The 19,998-nt window shown below is 41.7% G+C and carries 9 protein-coding genes; 1 reads left to right on the forward strand and 8 read right to left on the reverse strand.

Annotated elements, in window-relative coordinates; all coding sequences use genetic code 11:
* Positions 1-2: 2 nt before the first annotated feature.
* Entirely contained in the window at positions 3-4,358 is a 4,356-nt protein-coding gene (locus tag QVP90_RS19265) for a hybrid sensor histidine kinase/response regulator transcription factor (protein ID WP_021937343.1), read from the reverse strand.
* Positions 4,359-4,560: 202 nt separating this feature from the next.
* Between QVP90_RS19265 and QVP90_RS19270 the strand changes: the two genes are divergently transcribed.
* Entirely contained in the window at positions 4,561-6,060 is a 1,500-nt protein-coding gene (locus tag QVP90_RS19270) for a glycoside hydrolase family 28 protein (protein ID WP_021937344.1), read from the forward strand.
* A gap of 83 nt (positions 6,061-6,143) precedes the next feature.
* Here the strand turns inward: QVP90_RS19270 and QVP90_RS19275 are convergent, their stop codons facing one another.
* The 7 genes from QVP90_RS19275 to QVP90_RS19305 form a co-directional block, all read right to left on the reverse strand.
* Positions 6,144-7,226, reverse strand: a complete 1,083-nt coding sequence (locus QVP90_RS19275) for a hypothetical protein (protein ID WP_021937345.1) — start codon at positions 7,224-7,226, stop codon at positions 6,144-6,146.
* A 9-nt stretch (positions 7,227-7,235) separates the two neighbouring features.
* Complete coding sequence (locus QVP90_RS19280; RefSeq protein ID WP_021937346.1) at positions 7,236-8,999, reverse strand: HSP90 family protein; 1,764 nt, start codon at positions 8,997-8,999, stop codon at positions 7,236-7,238.
* 17 nt (positions 9,000-9,016) lie between these two features.
* Entirely contained in the window at positions 9,017-11,503 is a 2,487-nt protein-coding gene (locus tag QVP90_RS19285; protein WP_021937347.1) for a tetratricopeptide repeat protein, read from the reverse strand.
* A gap of 136 nt (positions 11,504-11,639) precedes the next feature.
* Positions 11,640-13,313, reverse strand: coding sequence for a fibronectin type III domain-containing protein (locus QVP90_RS19290; protein ID WP_264380778.1), 1,674 nt, complete (start codon positions 13,311-13,313; stop codon positions 11,640-11,642).
* A gap of 23 nt (positions 13,314-13,336) precedes the next feature.
* A complete protein-coding gene (locus tag QVP90_RS19295; RefSeq protein ID WP_005925451.1) occupies positions 13,337-15,259 on the reverse strand; it encodes a RagB/SusD family nutrient uptake outer membrane protein in 1,923 nt (640 codons plus the stop codon).
* Positions 15,260-15,279: 20 nt separating this feature from the next.
* The gene (locus QVP90_RS19300; RefSeq protein WP_005925448.1) at positions 15,280-18,540 is read right to left on the reverse strand and encodes a SusC/RagA family TonB-linked outer membrane protein; all 3,261 of its coding nucleotides are present in this window, start codon (positions 18,538-18,540) and stop codon (positions 15,280-15,282) included.
* Between the two features lie 150 nt (positions 18,541-18,690).
* On the reverse strand, positions 18,691-19,998 hold the full coding sequence (locus tag QVP90_RS19305) for an acetylxylan esterase (protein WP_021937349.1): 1,308 nt from the start codon (positions 19,996-19,998) through the stop codon (positions 18,691-18,693).

The following is a 19,998-nucleotide window of genomic DNA, read 5'->3' on the forward strand; positions in this document are numbered from 1 at the left end:
TACTATTGCTTCTGTTTGTCTTTATATTCTGTTGGTGTCACTCCCATTTGTTTCTTGAAGCATTTGCTGAAATACTTCGGGTCATTGAAGCCGGTCATATAGGCTACTTGGGATATGTTGAACCTGCCACTGTCGATCAATTGCACTGCGCGTTTGATACGGATATCGCGTATGAAATCTACAGGGGTCAGGCCTACTATTGATTTTAGTTTCCGATAGAATACCGTACGGCTCAGTAGCAGTTTATTGGCAAAGTCGTCTATGGTAAGTTCCGAATTGTCCATTTGTTCCTCCATATATTCCATGACTTGTTGCATAAACTCTTCGTCAAAGGGTGTGATTTGCGGTTGTGACGGTGTCAGCTCCTGTTGCCGGTCGGGGAGTTGCTTTCCTTTTGCCAGATTGGCCAGATAAATCTCCTGCAACATTTGGCGTTGTTGAAGTAGTGAGGTGATCCGGGTTTTCAGGTAAGTGGCACTGAATGGTTTGGTAATGTAGTCGTCGATACCTTGTTCCAGTCCGGCAATGCGATCGTCCAACGATGACTTTGCCGATAACAGAATAATGGGTATATGACAGATATTACGGTTCTCTTTAATGTTTTTCACCATGTCGAGCCCATCCATGACAGGCATCATAACGTCACTGATTATTAAATCGGGTACTTCCTGCAAGGTTTGTTCCAATCCGTCCTGTCCGTTGCCGGCTTCGATTACGATGTATTTATCAGTCAGTATATTATGTAGGAATGTACGTAATTCAGGATTATCTTCCACAATAAGGATGGTGAGGGCGTCCTTATTGTCCGATTGTTGGTTGCTGGTTGGGGAGCTTGCTACCGGTTTCATGTCGAATGTATTCTGATCTGTTGCAATTGCAGCCTGATAACTGTCGGCCAGGATAAATTCCACTTGCGGGTCTTGTTCTAAAATATCACGTCTGGTGGGAAATTGTACGCTGAAACAGCTGCCATTACCGGGCTGGCTGGATACTTCTATTATTCCGTGGTGTAGTTCTACCAACTCCCTGACTAATGATAAACCGATTCCTGACGATGGTTGTAATATGTTATACCTGGCCAGTGTCTCGAATCTTTGGAAAAGAGATTTCTGCTTACCGGGATCGATTCCTATACCTTCGTCTATCACGGATATGGTTACGTTTTCCGTATCGGTAGTGATGCGTACGGTAACTGCTTTCCCCGAAGGGGTGTACTTGAATGCATTGGAGAGCAGATTGAAAAATATTTTCTCAAATTTATCACGATCTATCCATATATATAGCTCTTTGCAATCGGTATCTACTTTGAAGTCAATCTGTTTTTCTTCGGCAACCAATTGGAAGCTGTCTGTTATTTTACGCAGCAGGGCGATAATATCGCTCTCTTCTACCAGTAATTTCATTTTTTTATTCTGTATCTTCCGGAAGTCCAATATCTGGTTTACCAACCGTAGCATGCGTTCTGTGTTTTTATGCACTAAAGTCAGATGTTCGCGCGCTTTGGACGAAAGAGGTTCATTTTCCAGTATTTCTGTTACCGGACTGGCTATCAGTGTAAGTGGTGTTCGCAGTTCATGAGAAATATCGGTAAAGAAACGAAGCTTGATATTTGATAATTGTTGCTCAAGGTCTACCTGATGTCTTAAGCGGTAGATATAGAATAGGATATATACGATGGTACAGGTAAACAGGATAAATAGGACGACATAAAGTCCCCATGCCCAAGCCGTTTCCCAGAAAGTAGGCGATACTTTTACTATTAAAGTACGTGTGTTGTCTACCCATACTCCGTCACTGTTGGTTGAGCGAACTTGAAGCCGGTATTCTCCGGCCGGTAGGTTAATGTAGCTGGCAGAACGGTTATTGTCTGCATCGTTCCATTCATGTTCCAAGCCCTCCAAACGATAAGCGTATTGTATTTCTTCCGGTGCTACATAGTCGAGGGCTGCAAATTGGAAGGTGATATTTCTTTGGGAAGGATTTAACACCAGTTCTTGCAGATCGTCAATCCCCGTAGGAGACGGGCTACCCTGTATCTTTAAACCGGTGAAGACGATAGGGGGGACATAGTCGCTTTTTTTCATATCGGAGGGACTGATTTCAATGAATCCTTTGTCTGTCCCGAATACTAATTGCTGTTTTGCATTTAAGGAGGGAGCTGCTTCGGAGAAGTTGAATTCTTGTTGTAGGAAATTACTTCCATAATTCTCAAACGTTTCCAGTTGCGGGTTGAAGCGGGATAACGTGTTTTCCGACACGATCCATAGGTTCTTTTCCGTGTCTTCGATAGTGGACAGTACAAGATCCGAGGCTAATCCGTCTCTGATGGTATAAGTCTTGAATTCTATGTCGCTATTGAGAAGATTCCGGGAGAGTACCTTGCTGACTCCTCCGGTGAATGTCGATATATATATCGTTTTTCGGCTGTCTGTATAGATGTTGATGACATCATTGCTGCCCAGACTGGATGCTATACCCGGGTTGCGTATATTTTGATGGAATTTGATTTCTTCCGGTTGTTCAAAGTTGTTGGAGAATGTCAACAGTCCTTCTGTTGTGCCTGCAATGATCACTCCTCCGGATACTTCGGTAATGCATCTGACTTTCATGAAATGGCTGGTCGGAAAGTTTTTTAATTCATTGTTGCTGTGTATGAACCGGATTTTACCATCTGTAGATTTAGTCAACAGATTAATTCCTCCGCCAAAACATCCGATCCAAATCCGGTTATGGCTATCCTGGCAGATGGAATAGACACTGTTATTGCTTAAACTGTATTTATTTTCCGGTTGGTTGGTAAATTGCTGTATGGAGAAATGAGTTTCGTCTTTTTTTTCCAGTCGGAATAAGCCTTTCTCTTTACCTCCCATCCAGATAATTCCATCTTTGTCTTCCATAAAGCAGTAAATGTTATCCGGGAATATCACCATATCTTTGCTTATGGTTCCTTGTTGGTTCAAGTATCCCTGTAATTGTCCATCGGGGGCATATATACGGATTGTTCCTTTTTTAGAGGCTACCCAAAGGCGTTTTTGCTTATCTCGCCATAATCCACGTACTTCCAAACCGTAGTCTATAGGAGTATGCTTGTAAGAGTAAGGAAAGAAAGACACCTTTTCTACTCCTCGTATACCAGTAAACCATAGATTTTTTTGTCTGTCCGTATAGTAGAAACGAACATTTGGGGTAAACATGGAGTTAGGATTAGTAGGATCTGTATAAAATGGTTTTAAGTGTTTTTCAGCACGATCATAATAACAGAAATTTCCTTTATGAGGAATCATCCAGAGTACACCTGCTTTATCCTCAAAGATAATATTACGGTTGGGGCGTCCATAGTTTATAATTTCTTTTGAAGGAGTTGCAAGATGTTGCTTTTCACCGGTATTTAAGTTGAGACGTACGATTCCCGGGGTGTTGGAGAATATCCATAATTCACCTTGCTTGTCTTTATAGATAGAATATGCGGTGTTTGAGGTTTGAGTTACTGTTCGTATATCGATCTGTTTGAAACTTTTTTGTTCGACATTGAAGATAACAATTCCTTTGTCTGTGGCAAGAGCTAAATCGTTATTTCCAATATTATGTATTCCGTTGATTACCTGTATATCGTAAGGAATTTCTGCAAATCTTATCTTTTCTGTTTGCATGTCATAAATCGCCAGTTTGCCGGAAGTCGAAGCAAGGAATATCTTCCCTTTCATCTCTTTAATATGATAGAAAGGAAAGTCGCTGTCAGCTTTCTTTTGGCCGATTACCGTTACTCCCTTATCAGTCAATATCCATTCATCTCCTTCAGAATCCTGATAAACACTGAAGATCTGATCTCCTTTTAAAGTCTGGTTGAAAGAATTGTAGAGAGTGATTCCTTTTCTTTCTTTACAAAGTTTTTCGTCTATTCTGAAATTGTATCCTTTGTCGCAGGCCACCCACACGACTCCTTTGGGCAGCACATAAGTTTGGTCTACAATATTGATATGCCGGGTTTCTTCTTCAATGGGGTTCAGAATATCGATAAACTTTTCTTCTTTCGTGTCGAATAAGAAGATATGGCCGTCGTAGGTCTGGCACCAGATATCTCCGGATCGGCTTTCTGCAATGAAGGTGATCCGATTGTTGCTCAACATGCAACCGTCTCCAGGAAAAGCCTTGTAGTTTTTGAATGTATATCCGTCAAATTTGTCCAGACCATTCCAGGTGCTGAACCAGATAAATCCTTTTTTATCTTGTAATATAGTAGTGACTACTCCCTGAGCCAGCCCATTGTTCACCGTAAAATGTTCTATCTGGCAAAGCGGCTGCGCGATAGTTGTAAAAACGGCTATAAGCAGAACGATGACGAGAAAGATTTTTTTCATAGTATCTTGTTTTGTGATTTCGTATCACAAAAATAAGGAAAACACCCTATATAAAATAACAGTATCCTCTTAATAACTTAAAAATACCCTCTTTTGCCCAGTTTTTCCACTGAATCTTCCTCTATGAAGCACGGAAATTCCTCATGTGGAGTAATAAAAGAATGTACTTTTGCCCTTGTAATCAATAAATATTTGTATGTCGATGAAACATTTATTTCTTTGCATGGCATTGTGGTGTTTGACTACTGCCGTGACCCATGCCCGTACTTTTGATATGAAACAGTTGGGAGCCGATCTTACAGGCATAAAACCTTGTACCGATTTAATAAACAGAGCAATTGATGAGGCTTTCGCCGAAGGGGGAGGGACGATCTATTTTCCGGCGGGTACTTATCTGACTGCTACCATACGTATGAAAAGTAATATTACTTTGGATATAGAGTCCGGTGCCACTCTTCGTTTTTCGGATCGCTTTGAAGATTATCTTCCTTTTGTGAAGATTCGCTGGGAGGGAACGGTAATGAATACATTGTCGCCATTAATTTATGCCGACAATGCCGATAACCTGACGATAACCGGAAGAGGTACTCTGGATGGAAACGGGTTCAAATGGTGGGCTTGGGAAGTCGATACCCGTCGGTTGATAAAGGAGAACGGAGGAAAACTGCCTTCTCTGAACAAGCTTCAGCAAATGTGGGTGGACGCTAATAAGGATTTGGAAATCTCTGATTACTACAAACCTTCTTTGGAGCGCCGTATGTTCCGTCCGCCTTTCATTCAGTTCTTTGAATGCAGTAACATCGTAATAGAAAATGTGAAGATTATCAATTCTCCTTTTTGGACCATTAATCCTGCATTCTGTGACAACATAACGGTTCATGGCGTAACGATCAATAACCCTTCAAAGAACCCCAAAGGTCCCAACACAGATGGTATTAACCCGACTTCTTGTAGCAATGTGCGTATCTCTGATTGCTTTATCAGCGTAGGAGATGATTGTATTACCATAAAATCGGGACGTGATGCTGATGGACGTAAATATGGGAAACCTTGTCAGAATCTGACAATCACTAATTGTATCATGCTTTCCGGGCACGGTGGAGTTGTGATTGGTAGTGAGATGTCCGGCGGGGTGAAGAGAGTGGCTATATCCAATTGCGTTTTTGATGGGACAGATGCCGGTATTCGTTTGAAAGCCTCCCGTGGTCGTGGTGGAGTAGTAGAAGATATCCGGGTGGATAATATCGTGATGAAAAATATCGGCCGGAATGCATTTATCTTTGATTTGTTTTATGATAAGCTTTCCAAACCGGAACCGGTGAGCGAACGCACTCCCGTATTCCGTAATATTCATTTGAGTAATATTACAGGTTCGGATGTGAAGCAGATCGGTTATATAAAAGGTATTGAGGAGATGCCGATAAACGAGCTTTCATTCTCAAATATAAATATGGAGGCGGAAAAAGGGTTTAATGTTGAAACAGCAACGAATATCCGTTTCTTCAATGTGGACTTTGCCGTATCCGAAGGGCCGTCGCTCACTTTCAGAGAAAGTAGCGGAATTACATTGGAGGGAGTCCGTTCGAAGAAACCTATTCCCGGACAGGCTGTGATTGAAGTGGATAAAGCGGAGAATGTTCAGATAAATAATTGTTTTCAGATACAATCGGTGAAAGATTTCTTCAGGGTGACGGGGAAATAAGTAATATCGTAATGTGTAAATGTGCCAATTGGCTGCGTAGGGATAAACGTATACCATTGGCACATTCTTTTTTCATTTCTAAGTTATTGTATTGGCATATTGCCGCATTGACACAGTATCCTCTCCATATATCCGTTATTTCCGTTGCGTGTATCGTATTGATGTGCCAGTCCTTCGGCCTGTTTATAGAAATAATCGCGCAGTTCTGCAACCTGATAGGTACATTCTGCATTATAAAGAGGGAATTCTTCGGGTAACCCGAGTTTCACCTCCGGACGTGATTCATATTTCAGTGCTTCCGCCATATCACATCCAAAGCGGTATTTTTTATACTTACTCGTTCTTAAGCTCCAGGGAATACAGCGTTCTACATATTCCCAGCCTCGTTGTGGGTTTGTCATGAAGTAGTATGTGATGAAATTGCCCAGATAGGGTAATAGGTATTCATCCTTTTCACGGCCTGCCAAGGCTTCTTCGGCACGTGCGCACATATCGGCTGCTATTTCTGCTTTTCCCGCTTTTTGCGCATAGTAGGATAGTTTGAGGAAAGCTCTTAAGTTAGCTTCGTAGCAGGTTACTTGTTTGCTGATAAGTGGTTGGGCACGGTGATAGGCTTCATCAAATTTTCCGGTTTCCAAATAGATGTCTAACAGGAAGTTCAGTTCGCAGGCTTCGCACATCATGTCATCCAACTTTTCATTTTGCATCTTGTCGGCATATTCTTTGGCTTTATCGTATTGTCGCATTCTCGTATTTTGTACAGACAATAAGTGATAATAAGAACGTGCGGAATATCCGTTGCGTAGAATACGGGTTTTGAAGTCTTCGGCAATGGCATCTACCTGTACTTTAGGGATTTCCGGAAGATCGAAAGCACAACCCCATATCCATTTGTATTTCCAAAGAATGTCATCTTCCTGAATAAGGTCTTTATTGTTTTCATAATCATCCAGTATACGTGAGAATACGGTGATTTCTTCTTGATCTTCGGAGAGTTGATTTAGTTCGTAAATGAGATCTAAACGCATTTCTACCGCCCATTGTACGTCATCATTTTCATCCGCTATGCGTATGGCTTCTCTGAGTAAAGAAGACTTTTCACGTGGTGAAAGGTTGCCATTCTCTACTTGCAACAGTCTTTTTTGTATTTCAAGTGTGTACTTCATGGGATTACATTAATTTAAGAAGTTGATAAATTCGTTCATTTTGGTAGTCATCAGCTCGCTGAGTGAATGGTTGAAGAGAGTCATTTCCTCACTGTTGACCGGATAACGTCCTTGCAACAAGGCTTGTACATATAGTATATATACGATATGCTGGAAAAGTTTGTTATCTGCTTTTATTTTCAGTAGCGTCTGTACCATTTCATTGTCGGCATTGAATGTCAGTGTAGGTGGTGTCTGCTTTTGAGGGTTGATTGTTCCCAGTACGGCTGCCAACGGGTTATTGGCAGCTTTGGTATTGGTTTCTTTCTCTTCAGCGACGAAGATTACCGGAGTATCTGCCGGAGTGAAATGTTTAAGTTTGCAGATACATCCGAAACGTTTCAATAATTCGCCGGCTTTCTTTTCGAAATCCTTATGTTCTTCGTTGGCTTCTACTTCTGCAAATTGTTCGAGCAAGCGGGCCGGAGAAACTTCTTCCAGTGTCAGTCCGGGAAAGAGACGGGCAGATTTCTTTAATAGTGTTTCATCAAATGTATATGCGGCATTGACGACCAGCCAACCTTGTGCTCCGGCAATACGGCGTACTTGTCGGAAATCTTCAAGATTACGGGTGTAACGGATTACATGATCAGTTGCGCGGATATTTCCGAAGTTTCTCATCCCTTTGCTGGTTTCAAATGGCAGATAATCCATGAAAAGCCGGAGTAACTCATTGTCTTCCGCAGCAATGGCTTTGATATGGAAATAGTGTACATCGAGAATTTTATTGAATATTTCCCGATTGTTACCGACCAGTCCTTTTAAATACTCTTTTATGGCAGTTCCAATCTCTTTTCGGGCATCTTTCAACAGATCATTGCTTACGAAAGATTCGCGGGAAGCAGTGGACTGCAAACCGTCGGCATTGACTAGGCATCTGATAAAAAAGGCCCAGGAAGGTAGAAGATTACAGTCATCTTCACTCAGCAACATACGTTTCAAATAAATTTTATGAGAATTACGTGTTGAGAATTGAGTGCGGAACGGAAGTATGTAAAGTACTCCGTTTACCTTACCGTTTTCTGTATGGATATGAAAGGCGTCTAAAGCGGAAGATTGAAATACTTTGGCTCCGTGTTCGAGTAACTCTTTACGGGATGCTTTCGGATTCAGCCAAACGGGAGAGGGGGTATTAACCAATTCTTCTTCTTGCCGATGCAGATAGATGGGATAGGGCAGTATTTCTCCATAGTTGCGCAGTATCTTTTTGAATGTTTCGTATTCAAAAAGGTGGGCCCATTCTTTTTTCGGAACCAGAATGACACGTGAACCTATCGGCCATTCTTCATTGGGAAGAGTTGTCTGATAAGTACCATCCACTTTACCACACCAGCGAACCGCTTGCTTATCCATTGCCGAGCGACTTTCTACTGTGATTTCATTGGTTACTACAAAACATGATAGTAAACCGATGCCGAAACGGCCGATGTAGTCGTCCGCATCGGGAGTGTCACGTTTGGAACTTTCACCGATGACCGTAAGAAAACGGTATACTTCCTCTTCTTTCAGACCGATGCCGTTATCTTGAAAAACCAGCGAACCATCTTCATTGAGGTATACGTCGATTCGTCCGGCATAATTTTCGTCGATATTTCGTAGTGCGGTGATGGCGTCCACACAATTTTGAAGTAGTTCGCGTACAAACGTGTTGGGGTTGCTGTAAATGTGTTCCGATAGCAGGGCAATCATCCCCTTTAGATTGACCTGGAACAGATTGTTATTTTCGTTCTCCATTGTGAGATGTGTGAATCTTATCGTTTTCGTCTTCCTGTAATTTTCAACGCTTTCTCGTTGCCGTTTTCTGCTGCTTTCTCGAACCATTCCATGGCTATTTCATCGTTTTCTTCTACACCGTTACCGCTTAGGTAGGCATTACCGAGTTCGAATTGCGCTTTGTCACTATTCATTTCTGCGGCTTTCAACAGCCATTGCAATCCGGTTTCCGCATCGGGTGTGCAACCCTCTCCGTACATTAACATTTTTCCTAAGTAGTAGTAAGCGTGAACACTTTCCCGACCGGCTGCATCATTGAACCAGCGAAATGCTTCCTGTAGGTTTTGCTTGACACCTACACCGTTATAGTAGCAGAGCCCCGTGCGATACATGCTCATTGTGTTACCGTTATTTGCGGCGAGGGTATAATATTTGAATGCTTCCGTCTCATTTTCTTCCACTCCGATACCCATTTCGTAACAAATGCCTATTCCTTCACTGTAGAATTCTTGTTCTGCTGCTTGTTTGAAATAGACGAATGCTTTTTCGGATTCGTTGAGTTTGTCGTAATCGTACAGATAGTATTCTCCCAACCGGAGCATAGCCATAGGACTGTTATTGGCAACTGCCTTTTCATACCATTCCACTGCTTGCTTGTTGTCTTCCATGCATGGGCCATATCCGTAGAAATAATAGTCTCCCATTTTGAATTGGGCATATGCATAGTTTGTTTCGGCTGCTCGGGTCATATATTCTACGGCTTTGTGTGGATTTTCTTCTACTCCGTATCCGTTTTCATAAGCCAATCCCAATTCTGTAATACAACGGGATTCATTATTCTCTTCTCCTTTGTGATACCATTCGAGTGCTTTGTCGGGGTCTTCCTCTACTCCGACAGCGTTTTTGTAGCAACGGCCAACTGCAAACATCGCATCTGTATCTCCCGCCTCGGCAGCTTTTAGATACCATGCAAATCCCTCTTCGGGTTTGGCTTCGCCCAAGATACCTTCACTTAAATAAAAGCCTGTGCGATACATGCCATAAGGATATTCCTGTTCTGCGGCTTTGCTGAACAGTTCGAAGGCCTGTTCGTAATTCCGTTCGTTTTCTTGAAGAAAGCCCAACTCCACCATTGCATAGGCAGAACCCTGTGCAGCAGCTTTCTCGTAATATTCTTTAGACTTGGCTTCGTCTGTCACTCCGGCATATCCATTAGCCAGATAGAGGGCTGCACGGCAATAACCGTCATTATTTCCTAATGCGGCTGCTTTCTCATAGTATTCCAATGCCTTTACATAATCCGGATTTTCAGATAAGCAACCGCGTTCATACATCCATCCGATGCGGTATATAGCGCTTCCGGAACCCAGTTCGGCAGCTTTCTGTAACAACTCATGGGCGCGTCCGATATTTTCTTCTACCAACTCTCCATTGAAGTAGACCATTGCCAGGCTTTCGACTCCTTGTACGTAATTATCTTCTACACAACGTTCAAGACAGTATAAACCACGTTCCACATTTTGATATTCATCATTGTACAGATAGATTAAAGCAAGTTCGTAAGCACTGTATGATTCACAATAAAGCATTCCTTTTTCCAGCCATTCAATTGCTTTGGGGATATTGGTCCAGGGGTCGTCTTGATAATAATATCCCAAGAAGTTGGCAGCCGACCATACTCCGGATTTCCAGGCGCTTTCCCATAGTTTGAATGCTTCTTCCGGCTTTTTTCCTAATTCCGGATTCCGCATATACAGGGTGCCTAAGCTTTTCTGGACGTAGAAGTTCGGAACAATAGCCAGTGCTTTTTTGTAATATTCCGCCTGCTCTGCAGTTTTTGTTTCATCGTTGTCGAGTTCATCGCCTATGACAGCGTATATGTGGGCACGCATTCTGTCTTTTTCGGAGAGTACTTCCAATAATTCCTGACGAAGTTGTCGTGCCTGCCCTTCATTACCGGCGTAATTCTCGATACATGCCTGATAGAATTTTTTCCAGCGCAAACCTTCCGGAGTTGTAAGTTTGGCAAAGATACGTTTACCTTCTTCCTGATCCGGCTGACAATAATACCCCATGTATTTCCAGAAAGCAACAGTGGCTTGGGCATGTTCGTCTCCCATCCCGGCTGCTTTTTCATAGTATGGCAATAATTTTCCAGTATCACGTAGTCCATAACGTGCTTCAGCGTATTGGGAACCTTTTTGTGTCCATCCCGCACCGTCAAATTCTCCTACTCGGTCACAGGTTTCCTGTACTTTTTCCCACCAGAAAGCATATTCTTCTTCATTAAGGTCTACCTCTACATTGCAATCGTAGGCTTCAAATATCAGGCGGAAGAAATCGGCTGTTTCCTTTTGGCTCTCTTTGCGATCTAATGCATATTTGCACACGGCTAAAGCTTCCCACCAATTGTCTGGGTTCATTAATAGCTCATGGGTATATTTGCCAAACCATTCGGTTGCAGATTTTCCGGATGTTTCAATTCTGTCGAGTATTTTTTCAAATCGTTCTTTAATGGCTTCCATATAAACTGATTTTTTATGATTTTGTCGCAATGTACGAATATTGCCGGATTGTAACAAAAAAGACTATGAAGAAAATAAATAAAAAAATCCCCTGACTATAACTAATCAGAGGATTTTTACTTACGCTTTTCTAATATTATTCTGCACTCATATACCAACGTGGGTCACCGGCACTATTCTTGCCATCAAAGGATGAATCTTTAATAGTAAAGTTACCGTTTTCCGGATCCGTAAATAAGTTTTCGGAAGTGTTGTTATACTCATACGTGGGTTTGAAAGCATTGCTACCGAATACAAAGTCTGCCGTGAAATATACTCCCGAAATGGTCGGGGTAGAATTGGATCTGATACCTTTTGATGTAGAAGTCCATACTCCTTCAGTTAATACACCTGAACTAACCTTTGCAAAAATCGAGTTGGAAATATTAATTTCCGGGGCGATGTTTTGGCAATCCAAGAGATATCGGGTAGATCCGATAATATTATAGAAGGTACAATTATCTATTTCGATACTCGTCATGTTGGAACTACGGAAGTCCATAACATTATGTAATGCAGAATTGATGGTTGTATTTTTTAAGCTAAAATGTTCAACGGTATATTTAGCATTGTTCCAATAGAAACAAGGGAAATTTTCTGAACCTTGATTATTTATAATACAGTTATCTATAACTACATTGCTGATACTAATTGAGGCTTCATCTTTTAGGCGAATAATAGAACGAGCATAATTATCAAAAGTACAGTCTTTGAAAGAGAGTGTACTCAAGTTGGATATATTTCCTTCATTAACCAAGTAGACACTTCCTGTATTTACAAAAGCAACATTTTCGAATGATACATAACTATGATTTCCATCTATTTCAATCGTTTTGTTTGATTTTATAGTTGGCTTTTCTCCACCAGCTGCACCAAAGAATGTAACAGATAATCCATCAGGGATTACTATACCTGTCATTTCACCAGTGGTTTCATCAAGTGTTTCCCAAACGAGCTCCATTCCGGCTTCCATAATGTAGGTTACACTACTTTCAGATGCTAATGCATTTATATCTTCTTGAGTAAGCGCGTCACCTTGGTAGAGATACTTCTTCACATTGGCGCTTGGAGTGGGATTAGTTGTAGAAACTATGCGGGTGCCACGAGGGTGGGTACCGTTATAAATAGTGAACTGATAGCTGGTAGATGCTTGTAGTTCTGAGATTTTAACAGAACCTTCTGCATTACTGAGATCAATTGTTTTTATTTCACCTAAAATAGAGTTTCCATTTTCATCTATACCGGTCACCTGTGCATATTCAAGGTGAGTCACAGCCAATGTGGCATCCCATCGTAAGGTAATGAAGTCTTCACCTTTGTCTTTGCTTCCTACGGTTTCGAAAATATTCTCACTCTTTGTTTGAAAAGAGAATTTCTCAAGATAATTCCAATGAGAGTTTCCTTTTGTTTCGGAACATCCCATGATACGGATATAGTATTTGGTGTTACTATTCAGGTCTTCAAGGGTATAAGGAGATTTCTTAATGTCTTTATTTGTTCCGTATACGATTGAATTTTCACGACATTCTTCTGTTTTACCGTATAATGAATCCGTACTTACTTCAATGATATAATAGTTGGTTCCGGGAGTAGCTTTCCAGGTAACTTCAGCAGTAGTGGTAGTGGCGCTAACACTAAAACTACCGGGACTGAACAGTCGATCGTACTGGCTGTCCGTCTCCCATTCGTTGATATCCGTACAAGATATTATTCCTGCAGTGGTCAGGAGCATAAAAGCTCCTGCCACGATTTTATTTATTATATGTTTCATCTTATTCATTAGATTTTAAATGATTAATCCGTAAATCCGTAAGAATTGTGCAGAGTTCCGTTTGATGCGGAAATTGTTGTAGAAGCGATAGGCATTAAATATCGATTCTTCACTGAAGCATTTAAGCCGCCATTTATTTTAGGAAGATAATCCAATAGATTCTTTTGAGTGGCATCTGTTAATTCTGCTCCCCAGAAAGCTTTATTTGAATATGTTTCATCGTTCTTTAATTCTTCCTGTTCTTCGGCTGTCGCATACCACTGCACTGTAGACATGTCTATGGTACCACCGTCTTCTTTATATTTGAAATATAATTTAGCCGGATATTCCGATAATTGTCTTTCATAATCAGCTTTCATTTTCTCTGTTCTGTCGTTCAAGAGATTCCAACGGATCAAGTCGTATTTACGATAGCCTTCCCCTACTAATTCCCATGCATTTTCTTGAACGATAGCATCAAAGAATACATCTTTATCGGCCGAGATGTTATTTATGTATGTTTCGGCGGCAGCTTTGTCGGCATCGCTGAATGCACGTCTGTGTACCATTTTCAAAGCTTCGCGTGCTGTAAGACCGCATTCTCCCGTTACATCTGCTCCATGGAGTTCATTCATTACTTCGGCATACATCAACAGTACATAAGGATAACGCATTTTGGTGACGTTAATTCCCGACATCCATTTTGCATTACCGGTATTGATTGCCACGGTACGCCATTCTTCACTCATTTTACGGATATCCCATTTTGCAAGATAGATTTCGAAAGGTTTGTTTCCGTCGAAGCTTTCTACCATTTTTCCATCGGTTTCTTTTAGTGTATAAGGTGCGCATGTCAAGTCACGACGTAAGTCATTGTGGTCAAATGACCAGAAATACGGGGCACATACTTTCATCTTACCGGATGAATTACCTTTTTCGCCGTATTTAGAAGAAGCGCCATTGATACGTACTCCGACAGTATAGCCTAATTCGCCCGATCTACCCAGTCCCATTGGTATTTCAAAAATATTCTCACGATATGTTTCGTCTAATTTGAGTTTATTGACCATATCCCAATGGTTTTCAATAGATGGATTCAGTTGATGTTTACCAGAACCGATAACTATATTCAAATGTTTGAGTGCTAATTCATATAATTTCTGGCGTTCTTCAGTTCCCGGACGTTGTGTCGGATAAGCCGCATCGCTGTTGGGGGCTGTTTCATAACCAGCCTTAGCACTCTCGCGAATGGCCCATCCCGCACGTGTCAAAGCGATATTTGCTAACAAAGAGTGTGCATATCCTTTAGTGACGTGTTCTGTAGACACTGAGCCTGCCCATGACAAATGTTCGGCTGCATCTTCCAAATCGTTTATCAGGTAATCCAAAATAACATCCCGGTCTGTCTTAGCCAAGTAAGCATTACTTAAATCAGGCTTTGATGATTCCATTTTCATAGGCAAATCACCGAAGTTGCGGATTAAATCAAGATAAAGCATGGCGCGAAGAACTTGGGCTTCAGCTTTAATACGTTCTGCTTCTGTCTGTGTAGAACCACCGGCAGTGATCAGTTCACTATTGTTTATGCCGTCCACTACGATATTAGCGTATTCGATTGCACTGAACATGGCATCCCAAGCCTTGGATAAGTTGGCCCATCCTGGATTTTGATTATAGTTCATATTACCACGCTCACTGGAAGTGTTGCTTGCATCGGCACCGAAACCGTCTACTAATTCGTAATCAGAATTCAAACACCATACAAAGGCGAAATACTGTGAATAAGTCTGGTCGTTGGTTAGGCTACCATATACTTTGTTCAATACATTATTGGCATAATATATAGAGTTGAAAACAGTTTCTTCTGTTAATTCAGATGGTGAACGTTGATCTAAAAAATCGGAACATGAGGTCATCATATTTAAGGCTACACCACCAATTAATAAGGTTTTAAATATCTTTTTCATTTTAGTTTTCTGTTAATGGGTTAGAATGTAACATTGATACCACCTACGAAAGAACGGCTTTTCGGATAAGCTGCGTAATCAACTCCCGGGCACATTGCATTCTTTTTACTTGAAGTATCTACTTCCGGGTCTGCACCGCTATATTTGGTAAAGCAGAAAAGGTTATATCCGGTCAGGTAAATACGTACGTTTTCTATCCATGCTTTTTTAACGATTTGTTTAGGTAGCGTATATCCGATAGAGATATTGTTTACACGCAGGAATGAAGCATTTTCTACTGCATAATCAATCAGTTGCATGGTTGTAACAGCAGCAGGATGATACATATTGGCACCTTGGTTTAGTTCATTTAGGCGGGTGATGACATTGTCTATGCCGCCATAAGTATTGATGGTGCTATTAGATGGATTTCCTATATTCAAGCCGTTTGCCGGGTCGATCCATGTGTAACGATTGCTCAGATCGAAATCTGAATTCAAGTTATAACCAAGTGCCGAACCTGCGCGGAAAGCAGTTGCGAGTTTAGTACCATTGATGATTTTATTTCCGATGGAATAGTTGAAGAATGCTGTAAAGTCGAAGTTCTTCCAGTTACCGGAGATGCCGAAACCTCCATTGATCGGGGCGATGGTATTACCTAATTTTTGCTTAATAGGATCACCGTTCTCGTCACATTCTACTTTCAAACCGCCCGGATAATATTTACCTCCGGTTATTGTTGTTGAATTGTCTTTGATTCCATCTCGTAGCTGCCAACCGCCACTACCCCAAACTAATTCTCCGTTAGGGTTGTTAACCGCATCGTATGCCGTGTAATAACCATTGGTTTTAAATCCCCATATTTCACCGAGGCTACCTCCTTTTTCAACGCGGTAATCTTCATATTTGGATATAGTTGATCCGGACCAGTTAGAGCTTTGCCATGGGTTGTCGATGGGTAGTTCGTCAATACGGTTTTTATTCCATGCGATATTGAAGTTGAAATCGAGATTGAAGTTCTTGTTTTGTACCAATATGGCATTCATTTGCAATTCGACTCCCTTATTGGATGTTTTACCAAAGTTCTGGTATTGGTAAGAGTAACCGGTATTCGAAGGTATTTCGGTTTTCATCAATAGATCTTTTGTCGAATTCCAATAAGCATCAATGCTACCGGATATACGATTGTTTAAGAAGCCGAAATCAAAACCGAGGTTACGTGTGATGGTTGTTTCCCATTTTAGGCCCGGGTTAGAAAGTGTTGAACCATGTTCCAGCATCGAGTTGAACTTTTCATCGAAATACGGCCCCTTTGAAGTGGCTGCTGCCATGGAATATGTTGTATACATCAACCCTGATCCAATTCGGTTATTACCGGCTGTACCATACGAAAGACGGAGTTTTAAGTTGGACAACCAGTCTCTGCTGCCTTCCATGAAGTCTTCATCCATAATACGCCATGCGACTGCTGCGGATGGAAAATATCCCCAACGGTTACCTTTGGCAAATTTTGCAGAACCATCGGCACGCATTGTTACGGTCAGTAAGTATTTATCCATCATTGTATAGTTAAGACGTCCGAAGAATGAAAGCATGTTATCTTCAGCTCCTAATGTACTTTGAACAGGATGAGTTGTGCCTGCCGCTCCCATATTGGCAAGCACTTCATCGCGTGTCATTGTAGATGGAAATGCGGTTGCTGTATTGATGTGCTGGTCTTGTCTACTGCTTTGAACTTCATGACCTAACAAGACATTGATACGGTCGCGTCCTTCGAATAATTTGCCGTCATAAGTCACGGTATTGGCATTTCTCCAGTTTTTGTTGACTACGCGGGTCAATACTACCTGAGGCATACCATTGTCACCCAATGATGAGTTTTGTACGGCTGGCGATTCCCATACCTGGTCGGTATCTACTCTTCTCCATCCGTAACCGAATTCAGAACGGAAAGTCAGTCCTTTAATAGGAGTCCAGTCCAATCCGGCATTATAATTTTGCTTGAAATCGTATTTCTTTTTATAGGTTGCATCCAGACGTTCAAGCGGATTGTATTGTCTGGTTGTATTACTCTCATCATCATCGTCGTTTGATGAATCTATGGGGTTGATGGGGCGGAAACGTACGGAATTGGCAACGATAGAATTGGCGGCATTCGACTCATTCGTGTCGGCTCCACCACTCAGACCGTTGATTTTCGTATTTGTCAGACGAGCATTAAAGTCCAGTTTAATCCATTTGTTCAGTTTGGTATTAATTTTGGCATTAATATTATCTTTGGCAAATCCGGAGCTACGCATGATACTGTTTTCTTCATTACGGGCGTAGGAGATGGAGTATTTGGTGTCTTTCGTACCACCGCTGACACTTACATTATATTGTAATTGGTTTCCGGTATTACCAAATATCTGGTCTTGAAAATCATTTCCTTCTACGGATTTCCATATTTCAAGGTCATCATAATTACCATAAGAAGTAGATCCCATTTCATATTGATAATATGCGTAATTATACGGATCCATCGTTTTGGTCATTTTGGTTACTTGTTTCCAACCGTAAGACGCTCCGAAGTTTACTTGAGTTTTACCCTCTTTACCCGATTTGGTAGTGATTATAATAACACCGTTGGCTCCTTGTGAACCGTAAATGGCAGTTGAGGAAGCATCTTTTAGTACGTCAATGGATTGAATGTCGCTGGGAGCGATATCACTGATACTGTTTACGGGAAAACCGTCGACGATATACAACGGAGAGTTATCTTGAGAAAGAGAACCTCCACCACGTACACGGATTTTAATATCGGCATCAGGAGAACCTTCTGTTGTGGTGATACTAACACCTGCCAATTTTCCGGTTAACGCTTCAGAAGCACTGGAAACAGGAATCGATTCTAACTGTTTTGCACTGACAGAGGCTACCGAACCGGTCAAGTCTTTTTTCTGTACTGTACCATAACCGATAACAACCACTTCGTCCAACGCTTGGGTATCATCGTGTAAAGTTACATCGATTTTGGTTTGTCCTTTTAAGGCTACATCTTGTGTTTTCATACCGATATAAGATATGACAAGAGTTGCTTTGGCAGAAGTTTTTAGAGTGAAATTACCATCAAGGTCGGTAATTGTACCGTTTGTGGCATTACCTTTCTCTACGACAGATGCACCGATGATGGGTTCTCCTGTCGCGTCTTTCACATTACCGGTTATTGAAACCGTCTGCGCTGAAACGCTGAGCGATAAGGCTGCAAATAACATAAGCAGCAGGGCGCGCATGTTTTTCACTTGGTTAGACATTCTTTGCATGTTTACTTTTAGTTTATTAATATAGATTGTTTTTCTTAACTACACCCACGTTGAGTGTTAATTCATCGCTACAAAAGTATACGGATGTAAACAAGTGGATGTGCAATATTTGTTTTTACGGTAGTATTTTTTGTTTTAAGACGAAAAGTATTACTTAATCAACTGTTTACAGAACCAATTGTTGGTTATGATATCCTGCTCTTTGGTACGCCAATGTCCCGTGTCGTGGGCTATGAATAACTGTTTGGGAGCAGTGATGACATTGTAGGCCGAATAGGTTGACGTGGGAGGGCAAGTAGGGTCATTATACCCCCATGAGTAATAACCGGGAGCTTTGATGAAACGGGCAAAATTAACCACATCATAATAACGGGAAGTGGCTACCTTTTCCGGTTTATTGTTCAAATTCTGATTTTGAGGGGCGAACATGGCAGGCCAACCTCCGGCACGGCCATGAAGATAACCGGTCAGATCGCATAGAGCCGGGTAGAAAGCTACGAGTGCTTTTACACGTGTATCGAGTCCGGCGGTTACTATCGCTAACGCTCCTCCCTGGCTACCACCGATGACACCTAAATTTTCTCCGTCATATTCGGGCAGGCTGCACAGAAAATCGAGTGCACGGACACAACCTGTATAGACGCGGCGGTAGTAATAACAGTCCTTGTCATCGAGATGGTAAAAAGCATAGTTATCCAGTACACCTTTGCTTAGATTGGGATACAAATCGTCCGGTAAAGTTTGCGGGATTCCATGAATACCGATCGCAAAAGTAATCATTCCTTTTTCCGCCAATGCCATTTCTGCCGGTTGCTTTTTTACACCGGCTCCGGGTACACGCAAAACTGCGGGATACTTGCCACTTTTTTTAGGGATACAAAGGATGCCGTAGAGGTAAGTTCCTTTTTTGTAGTGTTGCAGGCGCACATGGTATACATTGGTTTCCGGAGTACATTGTTCCGGTAGGAGAGTGATAAGAGGTGCTATCGGTATAAGGGCCGTTTCTGCTTTGGCACGTTCCCAAAATTCTGTAAAATCTTTGGGGAGTGTTGTTGTCGGTTCCAGTTTGTCAGGACTAAAACCGATATTTACATAATTGGAATACACAATGCCGTCTACTTCCGTGCGGCATAGACAGGTGGTGAAACCGGGTGTTTTCATCGTTCCTGCCTTTACGGTCAGAAAACCTTTTTCCATCCGGCTCTTTCCGGTCTGTACGGGCGGCATTTTTTCAGGACCTATTTCATAGGTCAGAGGAATGTTTTTCAAGGCTACGTTTCCACGTATTACCCGGATGGTGAACGATGCTTGTTCGTTAGTGCGGTAAGTCCAATCGTCATGATCGGGAGTGATTTCGATACGGACATAGTCTTTGATGTTGCTTCTCTGAGCAGTAGATTCCGTATGATAACACAGGAGGATTAGAGAAAAAAGGAGGAGGATACGACTCTTTTTCAT

Source organism: Bacteroides sp. CAG:189, from assembly GCF_000432295.1.
Lineage (GTDB): Bacteria > Bacteroidota > Bacteroidia > Bacteroidales > Bacteroidaceae > Bacteroides > Bacteroides salyersiae.